This window comes from Rubrivirga aquatilis (genome assembly GCF_046845665.1).
In the GTDB taxonomy this organism is placed as follows: Bacteria; Bacteroidota; Rhodothermia; order Rhodothermales; family Rubricoccaceae; genus Rubrivirga.
Map to the genome: position 1 here is coordinate 2,246,474 of NZ_CP177355.1, position 13,256 is coordinate 2,259,729.

General features: G+C 68.6%; 13 protein-coding genes. 1 reads left to right on the forward strand and 12 read right to left on the reverse strand.

Features of this window, described 5'->3' with window-relative positions; genetic code table 11:
- The first annotated feature begins 76 nt into the window (after nt 1–76).
- The gene (locus tag ACLII4_RS09695) at nt 77–1,339 is read left to right on the forward strand and encodes a Glu/Leu/Phe/Val family dehydrogenase (RefSeq protein ID WP_412067191.1); all 1,263 of its coding nucleotides are present in this window, start codon (nt 77–79) and stop codon (nt 1,337–1,339) included.
- A gap of 296 nt (nt 1,340–1,635) precedes the next feature.
- On the opposite strand, the gene ACLII4_RS09700 is transcribed toward ACLII4_RS09695, so the two are convergent.
- From ACLII4_RS09700 to ggt, 12 genes are all read right to left on the reverse strand, one after another.
- On the reverse strand, nt 1,636–2,784 hold the full coding sequence (locus ACLII4_RS09700; protein ID WP_412067192.1) for a serine hydrolase domain-containing protein: 1,149 nt from the start codon (nt 2,782–2,784) through the stop codon (nt 1,636–1,638).
- 13 nt (nt 2,785–2,797) lie between these two features.
- Nucleotides 2,798–3,232 carry a DoxX family protein gene (locus ACLII4_RS09705; RefSeq protein WP_412067193.1) on the reverse strand — a complete coding sequence of 145 codons (435 nt, stop codon included), beginning with the start codon at nt 3,230–3,232 and terminating at the stop codon, nt 2,798–2,800.
- Between the two features lie 466 nt (nt 3,233–3,698).
- Nucleotides 3,699–4,373, reverse strand: a complete 675-nt coding sequence (locus tag ACLII4_RS09710; RefSeq protein WP_412067194.1) for a hypothetical protein — start codon at nt 4,371–4,373, stop codon at nt 3,699–3,701.
- A 46-nt stretch (nt 4,374–4,419) separates the two neighbouring features.
- Complete coding sequence (locus ACLII4_RS09715) at nt 4,420–4,860, reverse strand: SRPBCC family protein (RefSeq protein ID WP_412067195.1); 441 nt, start codon at nt 4,858–4,860, stop codon at nt 4,420–4,422.
- 64 nt (nt 4,861–4,924) lie between these two features.
- Nucleotides 4,925–5,365, reverse strand: a complete 441-nt coding sequence (locus tag ACLII4_RS09720; RefSeq protein WP_412067196.1) for a hypothetical protein — start codon at nt 5,363–5,365, stop codon at nt 4,925–4,927.
- A 320-nt stretch (nt 5,366–5,685) separates the two neighbouring features.
- Nucleotides 5,686–6,918: a TIGR03862 family flavoprotein gene (locus tag ACLII4_RS09725; protein ID WP_412067197.1), complete on the reverse strand. Its 1,233-nt coding sequence runs from the start codon at nt 6,916–6,918 to the stop codon at nt 5,686–5,688.
- A 301-nt stretch (nt 6,919–7,219) separates the two neighbouring features.
- Nucleotides 7,220–7,816 (reverse strand): DUF7010 family protein, encoded by a 597-nt coding sequence (locus ACLII4_RS09730; protein WP_412067198.1) that lies wholly within the window; start codon nt 7,814–7,816, stop codon nt 7,220–7,222.
- Nucleotides 7,817–8,114: 298 nt separating this feature from the next.
- The gene (locus tag ACLII4_RS09735; protein WP_412067199.1) at nt 8,115–8,690 is read right to left on the reverse strand and encodes a YdeI/OmpD-associated family protein; all 576 of its coding nucleotides are present in this window, start codon (nt 8,688–8,690) and stop codon (nt 8,115–8,117) included.
- Between the two features lie 144 nt (nt 8,691–8,834).
- On the reverse strand, nt 8,835–9,650 hold the full coding sequence (locus ACLII4_RS09740; RefSeq protein ID WP_412067200.1) for a class I SAM-dependent methyltransferase: 816 nt from the start codon (nt 9,648–9,650) through the stop codon (nt 8,835–8,837).
- Between the two features lie 364 nt (nt 9,651–10,014).
- The gene (locus tag ACLII4_RS09745; RefSeq protein WP_412067201.1) at nt 10,015–10,506 is read right to left on the reverse strand and encodes a GNAT family N-acetyltransferase; all 492 of its coding nucleotides are present in this window, start codon (nt 10,504–10,506) and stop codon (nt 10,015–10,017) included.
- A gap of 156 nt (nt 10,507–10,662) precedes the next feature.
- Nucleotides 10,663–11,190 (reverse strand): hypothetical protein, encoded by a 528-nt coding sequence (locus ACLII4_RS09750; protein ID WP_412067202.1) that lies wholly within the window; start codon nt 11,188–11,190, stop codon nt 10,663–10,665.
- A gap of 175 nt (nt 11,191–11,365) precedes the next feature.
- A complete protein-coding gene (gene ggt, locus ACLII4_RS09755; protein WP_412067203.1) occupies nt 11,366–13,105 on the reverse strand; it encodes a gamma-glutamyltransferase in 1,740 nt (579 codons plus the stop codon).
- Between the last annotated feature and the right edge of the window lie 151 nt (nt 13,106–13,256).

The window sequence follows — 13,256 nt, forward strand, 5'->3', positions numbered from 1 at the left end:
GAGGGCAAAGAATCGGTCGCGAGGGTGGCCTCTCCCAGAAGCGCTTCCGATCTTCCCGTCCCTCTTCCCCTAACTCATGTCTCACGTCCCGAAGGTCCCCGCGTACGAGATCGCGACCGTCAACTTCCAGCGCGCCGCCGACCTGATCGGCCTGTCGCCGGAGTGGCGGATACTCATCCGGACGCCGTTCCGCGAGATGAAGGTCGAGGTCCCGCTCCACCGTGAGGACGGGACGTTCACGACCTACAGCGGGTACCGCATCCAGCACAACGGCGCGCGCGGGCCGTTCAAGGGGGGCATCCGGTTCTCGTCGCTCGTCGACGAGCAGGAGGTCAAGGCGCTCGCGGAGACCATGACCTACAAGACGGCCCTCGTCGACATCCCGTTCGGCGGTGGCAAGGGCGGCGTCAACGTGAACCCGCGGGACCTGACGGACCGCGAGCTAGAGCACGTCACGCGGCGCTACGTCAGCCGCATCCACCTCATCCTGGGCCCCAACCGAGACGTGCCGGCGCCGGACATGGGCACGAACGCCCAGACCATGGCCTGGATCGTGGACCAGTACGGCCGCCAGCACGGCTACAACCCCGCCGTCGTCACCGGCAAGCCCCTCGAGCTCGGCGGCTCGCCGGGCCGCGCGCAGGCGACGGGCCGGGGCGTGATGCTCACCACGCTCGCGGCGGCTAAGGACCACCTCGGCATGGAGCCCTCGCAGCTCCGGATCGTCATCCAGGGCTTCGGCAACGTGGGCATGAACGCGGCGCTGCTGCTGGCCGAGCGCGGCGCGACCATCGTCGGCATCAGCGACCACACGGGCGGCTACCACCGCACGGAGGGCATCGACCTGGAGGCCGCCATCGCCCACACCCAGCGGGAGGACGGCGACCGCACGCTCCGGGGCTTCCCCGGCGGCGACGCGGTCGACGCCGACGACTTCATGGGCCTCGACTGCGACGTGCTCATCCCGGCTGCCATCGAGGCGGCCATCCACAAGGACAACGTGGAGTCGGTCAAGGCCCGGCTCATCGTCGAGGGCGCCAACCTCCCCGTCACGCCCATCGCCGACCAGCGGCTGGCGGAGCGCGGCGTCATCATTGTCCCGGACATCCTGGCGAACGCGGGCGGCGTGATCGTGAGCTACTTCGAGTGGAGCCAGAACTTCCAGCAGTACCGCTGGAGTGTCGAGGATGTGAACACGCGGCTGGAGCGGATCCTCCTCAAGGCCTACCACGACACGGCCGACAAGCAGGCCGAGTTGGGCTCGACCATGCGCGAGGCGGCCTTCGCCCTCGCCATCGGCCGCGTCCAGACGGCCGAGAAGCTTCGCGGCGCGCTCTAGCCTTCCGGTGCGCCCCGGCCGATGGTCGCCGGGGCGCATCCGCTACGGGCAGAGGGTCCACCTGAACCCCTCCAGCGACCCGGCTGGTCTCAAGGAGGGCGTCGCCAGCGTGCGCCGCGCCGCCATGGGCTGCCTCGATCCTAGGGGAGCAGACCGGTGTGCCCGTTTCGACCACCCCACGGACGCCTCGGCGAGCGAGGTCCAGGCCCTGGCCTACCATCCGTCGTGGCAGACGCGGCCGGACGTGCTCCTCGGGCCCGCGGTGCCTCTCTGTCTGGCGACTCGCTGTCGTTCGTCTACAGGTGCGAGAGCGCGTGCTGCAGATTGAACGCGATCGAAGTCCACCGAAACCCGACAGGCGTCATGCGCAGGGCGTTGGACCCGTTGTCGAGCGCGACGATCAGCCCGTCGTCGCGGAGGTCGCGGTGGAGGTACGTAGCGAAGCCGAGCCACCCTCCAGCGTGCTCCGCAACGCGACCTCGGACGTACCACCCGAAGCCGTATCCGGTCTGGGTACCGTCGGCCAGGGTGCCGACGCGGTAGGCCTCGGCATAGGCGTCCGGGGGGACGAGGCAGCCGTCGGACAGAGCGCGGTGCCACGTCCACACGTCGCGAGCACTGGCGTACATCCCGCCGTCGCCCACGACGCCATCGAACACCCCCAGGTCGCGGAGGCGCCGGGGCCCGCCGAACAGTCCATACGCCCGTTGGAAGCCCTGAACACGCTGTGCGAGAACGGGGGCTGAGCCCCGTGTCACAACGGCGGTGTCCGTCATCCCCAGAGGCGAGAACACGTGCGTGTCCAGGAAGGTGCCGAACGGCTGCCCCGAGGCGCGTGCCACGATCTCGGCGAGGAGGACGTAGCCCGTGTTGGAATAGGCGAACGCTCGGCCGGGCGCAAACTGCAGCCCCGGACGGTGGGTAGCGAGCAGATCGAGCACGGCTTGCGTGTCGATGACCTCGATCTGGGACAGAGAGACGTGTTGTCGCACCAGCTTCATATAGTCCACCAGGCCGGCCGTGTGATGGAGCAGGTGCCGGATCGAGACGCCCTCGAGGTACGCCACTTCGGGGAGGTAGGCGGCGATGGGGTCGTCGTAGCGGAGCGCACCGCGGTGCTGGAGGAGGACCACCGCGAAAGCGGTGAACGGCTTGGAAACCGACGCGAGGTTGAAGGACGAGCGGGGCGTGAGAGGATGCTCGTCGCCCAGGTCGGCGGGGCCGTAGCTCGCCTCGTAGAGGATCTCGTCCCCCCGAGCCAGGAGCACGTTCCCGTTGAACTTCCCCGAGCGATGGAGCTGCTCCAGCCAGCCATCGAGCCGGACGAGGCGCGCCGCCGAGTCCGGTTCCTGGTCGAGCCGGAGGACGGGGATGCGGAGCGCCCCGAGCGAGGCCGCGCCTCCCGTGAGGGCGAGAGCAGCGAGGGCAGGAGCGAGAAGAGCCACCGAAGGAAGCCGGCTAGGGGGAATGGCTCATCGCATCCGAGCGCATGTGAGCACTCGGCGGCCCGGCCGCGTAGGCCACGGCGATCAACACGGCGATCAAGAGCGCGCTGTACTCCATCCCGTTGCGCCCCGCCCCGACGACGAACCAGCCTTCGGGGGCGTGCACCAGGGCGATCCCCACGGCGAGTTCGGCGGCGAAACCCAGTGCCAACGGCCGGACCAAGCGCCCCATCGCCAGGTATGCGCCCCCCGCGATTTCGAACACGGTGATGCACCCCGCCACGAAGGTCCCGAACGGCAGTCCCACCTCGCCCAGGAAGCCTCCGAAGTCGTCCACGATCCCCAGGGCGACCCGGGCGACCCCATGCACGATCAGGAACAGGGCAGCGATGATGCGGAGCGCCGCCAAGGCCTGATACGTCCGAGGCGCGTGGGAGAACTGAACCATGCGAGGGGGCCGGGGTCCTATATCCGGTAGGCTAGGTATTCCGGCGTTGTAGAGCCGACCTCACGGCAACCCCGGGGAGAAAGGCGACCCAAACGGGAGGACAGGGCCAGTCCGGCCGGGTTGGCTTCTGCTGCCGTTAGCCGCTCACTCAACCGAGCAGGCCCGAGAGCACGGCGATCCATAGGCCGGGGCACAGAGCGATACAACAGTGGAGGGGGCGGTTGCTGCAGATAGGCTACGGGTACAGTACTCAACGGTCCCGAACCGCCGCCTTGACCCGGATCAAGAAATGCCGTGCGCTTGCTCGACTCGGCAAGGGCGCTCTGTCGTCACGGACGCCACGGCCGCACGGTCCCGCAGCGTTGCTGAGCGACTCTGCAGATGCGACGGCTGACGGTCTGCGCAGCACCCCCCTGCATGAGGTGGTCTTGGTCGCAGACGAACGGGCTCTCTCCGACGGTGCGCCTCACATCGGACTCAAGGTGAGGTTGGCAAACGTCCCGTCGGACCCGCTCCCGACCCACAACCCAACCCACCCCCGCTCCGACGTCCCGATCCGATCCACGGCGAGCGTCGGCTCGGGCGCCCCATCTACGAACACCCGAACGCTCGGCCCGTCCAGCTCGATCCGGAGGTGGACCCACCCGTCCGGGTCCGGGGGCGCGGCAATGGCCGCTTCGTACTGGCCGGGATGGTTCGTCCGAAGCCGCGACCACTCGTGCGACGGGACGGCCACGTATTGGACGGCGTGGGACCGGCGGTCGGGGTCCTCGGCCCGGAAGTTGAACGGCCGGAGGTACACCGCCTCGTACTGGTCGGCGCGAGTGCCGTGGAACGCGAGCCCGACGAAGCTCCGCCCGGGCGTGTTGCGGCCTCTGACGTCCACCTCGATCACGCCGTCGCCGAATGAGAGACCGGGTACCCAGGCGACGCCCTGTCCCGACTTCTCGTCGAGGTAGACAGCGGTCTCCCGGCCGGGCTCCGAGTGGGACTCGGCGGTCCGGTTGAAGATGGCCCACCCGTCTTGGGGTGGGAGCGCTGCGAGGTCGAGCGTCGTATCGGCGGTGACGACCTGGCCCGAGGCGGAGGCTGAACAAAGAAGTGCAACGAGAGCGATCGCGGCGACGGCTGTTGTCTGCATCTCAATTGGTGGGAGGGTGGAGGAACGTCTACCAGGTCTACGATGCCTACGAGCGGGGCGCGGCGGCGGGCTCCCCCTCGCACCGTGCCCTCAGCCCCAGGTTCTCCCGGACCAGCGCTCGAAGGACGAGCGGGCGAAGGACGGGAGAGAGCAGCGGCGCTAGCACCCCGGAGGCTACGACTCGGAGCACGTTCAAGGTGCCCGCCCCCTCCGGCCTCAGTTCGTGGGTCGCCTCCACAACGAGGCCCGTCCGCTCGGTTTGCCAACAGAACCGCTCACCAGCCACGAAGTCCGTCACCGTCCACTCCGCCTCCGCTTGCCCCGGCTGCTTAACGAGCGCCTTGCTCCCAATCCCGAGCGGGAGGTCGTCGAGGCGTCGGACGGAGGAGATGGTCGGCGTCCATTCCGGCCAGCGGTCCACGTCTTCAGTGACGGCCCAGACGACGTCAGGGGACGCGTCGATGTGGAGCGTGTTCTCTACGGTCATCAGGAGAGAAGCGAGAGAGGGGAGGGAGCGCGGCCGCACAGCGTGCCGTTCCGCGGCCAGCAACTCAAGCCGAGCCGAGCCACACCCCAACCAACAGGATGAGGAGCGCTGCGACGAAGTAGAGGAGCGAGAACGTCCACAGCCCTCGAATGGCTACGGACAGCGTTGCCTGGTACCCCTGCTCGCCCTCAGGTGTCGCCCGATACGCTGCGGCCCCGCGCGCGAGCTTCTGCGTCCACCACGCCTGGTCCTGCCGGTCGGCCGCGAGGAGTGGGCCGGAGCCTGCCCGAAGCTCGCGGCGGAGTTTGGTCACTCGTCGTCGGATGTAGCGCTCGCAGGCGTGAGTGTCGTCGCGGGCCCCGTCGGCCGCCCGGCGCCACGTTGCGAGGTCCACATCCGTCTCTGCGAGTTCGCGAGCCGCGACCGCGACGGCGGCCTGTTCGACGGGCCCGGGCTCACCGAGGCGGAGGTGCCAGTTTATCCGGTCGAGGGAATCGTCCCCCATGTCTCAGAGGAGGTCGCGGAACGGGAGGGCGCTCGCCACCGGTACAGACGGTGTCGTGGCGACGCGACGCCCCATGCTACGTGCTGGCGGCGATACCAGGCAAGACCCCCTCGCATGCCGTCGGCGTGCAGGGCGAGTTCTACCTCACGGCGTCTCAGGAGGCGCCGTAGAGGACGTGCAAGATCGTCCTGTGGACCTGTGTCGATCTGGAAACGAGCGTCGACGTGGACCCCGGCCGGGGCGTGGCCTTGGCCCCGTCGGCCCTTCGGAGCGGCCCTTGTCTCATCACGTCCACCGCTGGCAACGGCGCACGAAGGCATTCAGTCCCCCGTGGCATCGCGTGATCTGCGCGCGGCCACGCCTGTCTCCGCCAACGCCTGCAGCGCTGCCGCCCGTCCGGTCGCGAGGCAGCCCGTGATCAGCCAGCCGCCCGTCGGGGCCTCCCAGTCGAGCATTTCGCCAGCGGCATAGACCGGGGCGTCGCCCGTCAACCGAAACCCATCCAGCACATCGAACCGGAGCCCACCGGCCGTCGAAATCGCTTCGTCGATGGGCAAGACGCCGGCATGGCGCACCAGGAGCCCTTTGAGGGTGCGGGCCATGTCCGCGCCGAACGGTCGGCCAAACTCGTTGAGGAGAGCGGCGCGCGCGCCCTCGAGGCGGAGCGCCTTGCGCAGACGCGTCGCCACGCTTGGCTTCGGGCCCAACTGCGCCAGGCGCTCGGCGACGACGGCGTGGGACAGGTCGGGGAGTAGGTCGACCCGAAGGGCGGCTCCGTCCCGGACGGCACTGCTGACGCTGTAGATGCCGCCGCCTTCCAACCCTTTGCTCGTGATGATCGCTTCCCCCCGGCTGGTCGACGCTCCCGCCGTAAACGCGACGCCTTTGAGCGGGTGGCCGTACCAGCGCGCCATATGCGCAGACCAGTCCACGCGGAGCCCGACGTTGGCCGCCTGAAACGGCGCCACAGCGCCCGGCATCTGTGCCGCCCACGCGCCGTCGGTGCCCAGTCTGCGCCAACTCGCCCCGCCGAGTGCGAGGATGGTGACGTCGGCCTCCATCTCTTGCGGTCCCATCGGCGTGTCGAACACGGCTCGCCCATCGCGCCAGCCCCCCCACCGCCACCGCGTCCGCAGGTCCACCCCGAGACCGTCCAACCGCTGCAACCAGGCGCGCAGCAACGGCGACGCCTTCATCGCAACCGGGAAGACGCGACCCGTGGACCCGACGAACACCTCCTGGCCCAGGCCGGTGGCCCACCGGATGACGTCGTCGGGGCCGAACTCGGAGAGGGCTCGCGCAAAGGCGGGCGACACCTCGCCGTACCCCGCGTCAAAGTGGTCGTCTTCTTTCGTGAGGTTCAGGCCGGACTTGCCCGCCATCAGGAATTTCCGAGCCGGCGACGGCATCTGGTCGGCGATGACGACCGACACACCTGCCTCCGCGAGCACCTCGGCGGCCATCAGTCCTGCCGGCCCCGCTCCGATGACGAGCGCCCGGCCGTTCGTCCGGCCCAGGTCACCCTGGGGGTGGGGTCGAACGAGTGTGGACATCGAAATGAGAAGCGCGGGAGAGCAGAGGGCCGCTCGACCGCGGCGGGCGGAGGTCACGTTGGCGGAACCACGCGAAAGTAGCGCCGCGGTCCAGACGGGCTGAAACCGCTGATGGCCGTCGTCGGCGCGCAGCGGTGGGTTAGGCCCTGTCTCGTGATTCCTGACCGGCCCGCTTGCGGCCCTACGTCCGCCTTGCGGTGTCGCGCTCCATCGCCGTCGCTCGCGCTACGGCTGCTTCGCGCTCCTTGCCGGACGGCCGCAGGCCTCGCAACCGGTCTCGTCTCGAATCACGAGACAGAGCCTAGGTGGCCCCAAGGCGGGCCCCACGCGCGGAGACCTCTGAGAACCGGCGGACGAGCACGACGATCGTCACGAGGTAGACGGCGACGATGACGGCGGGGACCGCGACGAACCGGGCGTCCGGGAACAGGTACCACGCGACGACCACGAGCACGGTCCGCGTGACCCCGTGGAACACGCCGACCCAGTGGCGGACGAGGCCCGAGAACGGGAGCCACATGAGCCCGGTCAGGATGCCGACCGAGAGCGGGAGCGACGTCGGCTCGATGAGGAAGAACGGGATGGCGATCCCGTAGGCGAGAAGCGCGGAGCCGGTCGAGAGCAGGAACACCCGGTCGAAGTAGTCCGACGTCCGCTCACGGCCGAAGAAGTCCTCGCCGGTCAGCTTCGCCACGGCCATCGCCAGGTAGACGATCATCCCGGTCCCGATGAACACGGCCCAGATGGCGTAGGCGAGCGGCAGGAGCGCCCCGGCCACACCGATGGCCGCCCAGACGATGGCCCCGGCGATGGGGGCGGCGAGGAACCGGCTCTGGACAAACGCGGCGTGCTGGTCGTCGAGCGAGAGATCCGCGCGGTCGGTTGGGGTCTGGGCCATGGACAGGGGGCGGGGTAGAGGGGCTGGAACTTCGCCGAGACAGACCGACAGTTCCAACCCCTCGGCGCCAGGCTGCCGAGCATATCGCCGCTTGCTCTGTCGAGAAGCGGACCCCTCCGACGCCGCCTTGGTGCCCGAACGACACCACAGCCGAGAATGGGGAGCCGTGCGGTCGGCCGACGGCAGCGGGTTTCGCCGCCCGTCCGATCCAGTTCAGGCGTGCTGTTGAGAGTAGTACGTCGGCGACAACGCGGGTTCATTTTGGTCAAGCACGTCGCCACGTCTTCTTGGTATCAGGTCATGGCTTCTCTTTTCGTTCAATCATATTGATAAATTTTATAAATCTCTTGCGTCTGGTCTCGGGCTTCTTCGACGTCATCAAGCCAGACGCGATGGCGTATCGACTCGACTTGTTCAGAGTCTCAAAAAACTGCTTCGCTTCCGGCTTGCTCGCTAGCGCTGCCATAAAGTCCGCCGGCACCTCCGTTTCGCTCGGTGGCGGATAGGCGTTCTTCCATCGGCCGTCCGCTTTCGCCGCACGAACCTGCACGAGCCCCGGCTCCTCCATGCGCCCCTCGCTGATCATGCGTGCCACGTGTTCGGTATTTCTCTTCGACCAGGTGCTCCGCGCCCTTCTAGGAGTAATCCGTTGGAAATAGGCTTGATCGTCGAGAGACTTCTTGACGCCGTCGATCCAGCCCCAGCGCAGCGTCTCGGTCACGATGTCGTTCCAGGTTACACTTGGGACCCCAGACTTCTTTTTGTACACCTTTACCCAAAGCTCGCGTTCAGTGGCATGGTTCTGCTCCAGCCACTCGCTGAGGTCTTTCGATGACGCAAAAGGCATCGTCTTCGCTGGATTGACCTCAGGCAAAGCGTTGATCTAGCGGTAGGACCATGGGGCGCTCACCCGCAACGCGCTGACGAGCGGGACGAGGGAGTGTAGGCCCCGGCGTTCGGACGTGGCAAGGACGCTCGCGCGTGCTGTCGGCTTGCAGCGGTGAGTTCTGCGGCGCCCTCACCTTGAGCCTCCCACTAGATGCATTGAGAACGGCACACGCAGCCCGCCCTCCGTCGAGTACTCCGCCATGGCCTCAGCCACGTCCCGCACCACAGCGGCCTGGTCCTCCAACGACCCAGATCTATAGCCGGCTGACATCGGGGTCGCACCAATGTGGACGGGGACGAACGCCTCCGCTGCCGGGAGCTCTAGTTCGATCTGAGCGGAGACGACCTGCACCTCGTCGAAGCCCGCCCGCTTGAGGAGGTCCCCGATCTCAGAGGCGTCCGGCATGGCGAACGCGGCCCGCAGACCGGAGGCGGTCTCTGGACCGATGCGCGTTGACACCGCCTCGACCAGCGCAGCGAAGTACGGGCTCTCCGAGAGCTCGCGCCACACGCTGACGGCGAGGCGCCCCCCTGGCCTCAGCACACGGTGAGCCTCTGCGACGGCAGACGCGCGATCATGGAGGAACTGGAGCGTTTGCGCACAGAGGGCAAGGTCGGCGCTCCCCTCGTCGAGCGGCAGCGCATCGGCGCTTCCCTGGCGCCACTCGATCGGCGCTCCGGCCTCAGCAGGGAGTGAACGGGCGACCCCGAGCATCCCGTCGTTCACGTCCACCCCCGTCACTCGGCCACCCCTCGCGACCCGCACCGCAGCGTGCCGAGCGGCGGCGCCCGTCCCACATCCGATGTCGACGACGACCTCTCCAGGTTCGGGCGCGGCCCACGCGACAAGGGCCTCCGCTGCCGGTCCCAAGATGGAAGGGACCAGGACGGCCTCGTACTGCTCCGCAGCGGTCCGGGCGAGTTGCCACTTCGTCGAGGTGGACATCGTTGGGTTCAGGCTAGCCGCAGAACAGGAGGCCGATCAGCCGCAATGGGCCGAGGGTGCGAGGGGGCACGGCGATGATAGCGCGGACTCCCGACGAAGCTGAGCGCGCGGACGCCACAAGTCGGCCTGCGTCGGCGTGTTCGAGCGCTCCAGGGGCGGACTACCGGTGCTCCCCTTGGCGGACGCGGTAGGTGTCCTGCCCCGAGAGCTTGGTGCACCTGGGCGGTCGCGGGTCCTCCGCCAGCGCTCCGATCCGGTCCACGACGCGCTGGCGGTCCTGCTTCCGCCCGGTCGCGCGGATCTCCTTCGCGGCGCTTTTCTTGATCGCGCTGGCGAATGCTTAGCCGGCCGCTGCGGGGAGGGCTCAGCAGTGCGGTGCCGTCAGGCGGTACCGGCGAAAGGGGTGCCCCCCGACATTCACCTCACCGTCCGGCCGGAACCCGAGCCGTGCGATCCCGCTGACCCGGACCCGGCTCGGCGGAAGCAGGACCACGACCGACAGCGCGGCCAACTCCTCAAACGCCGTCGCCACGAACCGCGCGTAGAGCGCGCGCCCGATCCCCCAGAACGCTGGGTGCAGTACGAGCCCGAGGTCCACGTCGTCGCCCTCCGGCTGCAGCCCGCCCCACCCGGCGAACCGCCCGCTAACCTCGAACGCCCAGGGCCCGTAGCCATGCTCGGCCCACAGCCTCTCCTTCGCCGCGACGAAGTGTGCGCACTCTGCCGGGCCGAACGTGCCGCGTGCCAGCGGGAGGTGGCGCCGCACGCGCGGGTCGTTCATCAGCGCGATCAGCTCGGCCGGATCCACCGCCGGCAGGCGCTTGAAGAGGATGGCAGGGGGTGGGGCAGGGGGCACGCGATGCGACGAGGTACACCAGGCAGGCGCTGCCGAACAGTGGACCGCTCAGCCGCCCAAAGCTGAGGGCTGGCGGGTGGGACGAGCGGCAGAATACACGATGCTCGAACGAGGCTGAGAACGCTGACGCTTGGGGTCGGCCTGCAGCTGTGAGTTCTACGGCGCGGTGGAAGTGTGTGGAGGAGGTGACACCAACAGCTCATCCACGAACTCCTGGAAGTCCGTGTTGAACAGAAACCGCTCGCTCGTCCACGCCCACGACATGAGCCGGCTCCGAACCTCGATCTCACCCGAGGGCTCAGCCGTCAAAGGAGGCCCTGCGTAACTCGATATCTCGCGAACGACCGAGTCGTAGATCGCGGGGTCCACGGTCCCATTCAGGTGCTGCCGGTGGACGTTGGACCAGATGTGGAACAGCGCCCGCCAGAACCCGAGCATGAGCACTTGGGCCTCTCCGGGGGCGGAAGCAGGGTCGGCGGCGTGGGCCGCGAAGGCACTCGCGAGCGCGGGGCTCGTTGCCTGGGCCACGCTCAACTCCCGGAAGGAGTCGGCGATGGCCGCGTCCGTGGCCGCCCTCGTAGTGACCGAGTTCTGCCTGATCTCGATGCCGACGAAGATGAGCGAGCCTACGATACCGATGATCCCGATAGCCTCGACGACTCGGCGGGCGGCCTTGCTTTCCATACGGGATCAGAAAAGGTGAGGAAGCGCCGTAGAACACATTGCCACTCAGCCGCGGGGGCAAGCAGCGAGATGTGGAGACGAAGCTAGGGAAACGTAAGCGGTCGGACGAGCCGGGGCCGCTGAAGCCCCACGTCCGCCTGAAGTGGCGGCTTCAGCGGCCCGGCGTTCTGGCGCTCTAGTGGGCCGCTGCCACGCCGTCCCTCCGTGAGTCCGAGCCCGCGACGTACCCTCTGGAGTTCCGCATGACCGCTTGGCCGCCGCCGAACACGAGGCCCCGGTTCGTGCCCAGAAAGATCGTCTGCGCCGTCGCTCCCAGGGGATTCTGGGGTTCGTGTCCCATGGACCGGAGGTCGTCCACCACCTCTTCGGGGATCGACGACTCGAAGCTGACACGGTTCTTCCGCCAATGCCGGAAGCGTGGGGCGTCGAGGGCCTGCTGCACGTCCATGCCGAAGAGGACGATGTTCAGCAAGACCTGCACGTGCGCCTGCGGCTGCTGGGGCCCCCCGACGATGCCGTAGCTGAGCCACGGCTCCTGCTCGCCGTCGGCGCCAGCCCGCGTCACGAAGCCCGGGATGATGGTGTGGAACGGGCGCCGCCCGGGGGCAACGGTGTTCGCCCGGCCCTCCTCGTACGAGAGCCCGACGCCCCGATTCTGAAGCGCGAACCCCGTCCCCGGAACGACCACCCCCGACCCGAACCCCCCGGCCAAGCTCTGGATGAAGGAGATCATGTTCCCCTCGGCGTCGGCCACCGTGAGGTACGTCGTCTCGCTCGTCGTCAGGGAGGTGTCGGGGTCCGCGCGTGGTAGGGCACGGTCGGGGTCGATGAGCGCCCGGCGCTGGGTGATGAAGCCGTCTGCGAGGAGCTGCTCGGGCGTGGCCGCCATGTGCTCCGGGTCGCCGACGAAGTGCTCGAGGTCCGCGTAGGCCAGCTTCTTCGCCTCGATGAGGTGGTGCAGGTAGGCGGCCGAGTTGTGGCCCATGGCCGCGAGGTCGACCGGCTCCAGGATGCGGAGCATCTCGAGCGCGGCGATCCCCTGGCCGTTGGGGGGGAGCTCCCAGAGCCGGTATTCCTTGTACGGGACCGAAAGAGGCTCGACCCATTCGGCCGTGTGACGACCGAAGTCGTCCGGCGTCAGGAATCCGCCGAGCCCTTCCACGTGCGTGGCGATACGCTCGCCCAGGTCTCCCCCGTAAAGCACCTCAGGCCCCTCGCGCGCGATCGTCCGCAGTGTAGCGGCGAAGTCGGGGTTGGAGAACCACTCGCCCACGGCGGGGGCGCGCTCCCCGTCCACGAGGAACGTCGCGCTGGCTCCGGGGTCCTTCTTCAGCAGGCCCGTGAAGATGGCCCACTCCGCGGCCGTGACGTCGGAAACAGGGAACCCGTCCTCGGCGAGCGCGATGGCTGGTGCCAGCGCCTCCGCGAGTGTGATCGTGCCGTGTTGCTCCAGCAGCGCCGCCCACCCGGACAGAGCCCCCGGTACCGTGACCGTCTCGGCGCCGTCGCTCGGTACCGTCCCGAGGTGGGCCAGCGCCTCACGGGTCATCAGCGACCCCGACCGGCCGCTCGCGTTGAGGCCCACGAGCCGCCCCTCCTCCGCCGACCAGAGCATGGCGAACAGGTCCCCGCCCACCCCGGTCATGTACGGCTCGACCACGCTCAGCACGGCGGCGGTCGTGACGGCGGCGTCGACCGCGTTCCCCCCCCGCTGGAGCACCGCCAGCCCGGCCTGGCTCGCGAGAGGCTGGCTCGATGCGACCACCCCGTGGGGCGCATAGACCGCGCGTGGCGGCGAGGCCTCGACGGGCGGCCCGAGGGCGGAGCGAAAGCTGAGGCCGGCCGCGGCGGCCGCGATCACTACGACGAACAGGACGGTGAACGTCCACACCAGAAATCGCTTCGCGCTCTTCAATACGACGTGCCTCTTGCGGTTGGGAGATCAGAGAGGCGCGTCCCTACGAGGCCACTTCGGGCAGGTTACGCCGCCCACATCCCTAGCCGCAGAACAGGTGGCCGCTTAGCCGCGACGGGCGGCGCCAGCGGTGAGGACGAGCGAAATGATA

Bases quoted from the DNA above. Each gene is read 5' to 3' on its own strand.
- ACLII4_RS09730 (WP_412067198.1), bottom strand. From the start codon at position 7,816: ATGGCCCAGACCCCAACCGACCGCGCGGATCTCTCGCTCGACGACCAG.
- ACLII4_RS09720 (WP_412067196.1), bottom strand. From the start codon at position 5,365: ATGGGGGACGATTCCCTCGACCGGATAAACTGGCACCTCCGCCTCGGT.
- ACLII4_RS09750 (WP_412067202.1), bottom strand. From the start codon at position 11,190: ATGGAAAGCAAGGCCGCCCGCCGAGTCGTCGAGGCTATCGGGATCATC.
- ACLII4_RS09725 (WP_412067197.1), bottom strand. From the start codon at position 6,918: ATGTCCACACTCGTTCGACCCCACCCCCAGGGTGACCTGGGCCGGACG.
- ACLII4_RS09715 (WP_412067195.1), bottom strand. From the start codon at position 4,860: ATGACCGTAGAGAACACGCTCCACATCGACGCGTCCCCTGACGTCGTC.
- ACLII4_RS09740 (WP_412067200.1), bottom strand. From the start codon at position 9,650: ATGTCCACCTCGACGAAGTGGCAACTCGCCCGGACCGCTGCGGAGCAG.
- ACLII4_RS09695 (WP_412067191.1), top strand. From the start codon at position 77: ATGTCTCACGTCCCGAAGGTCCCCGCGTACGAGATCGCGACCGTCAAC.
- ACLII4_RS09710 (WP_412067194.1), bottom strand. From the start codon at position 4,373: ATGCAGACAACAGCCGTCGCCGCGATCGCTCTCGTTGCACTTCTTTGT.
- ACLII4_RS09705 (WP_412067193.1), bottom strand. From the start codon at position 3,232: ATGGTTCAGTTCTCCCACGCGCCTCGGACGTATCAGGCCTTGGCGGCG.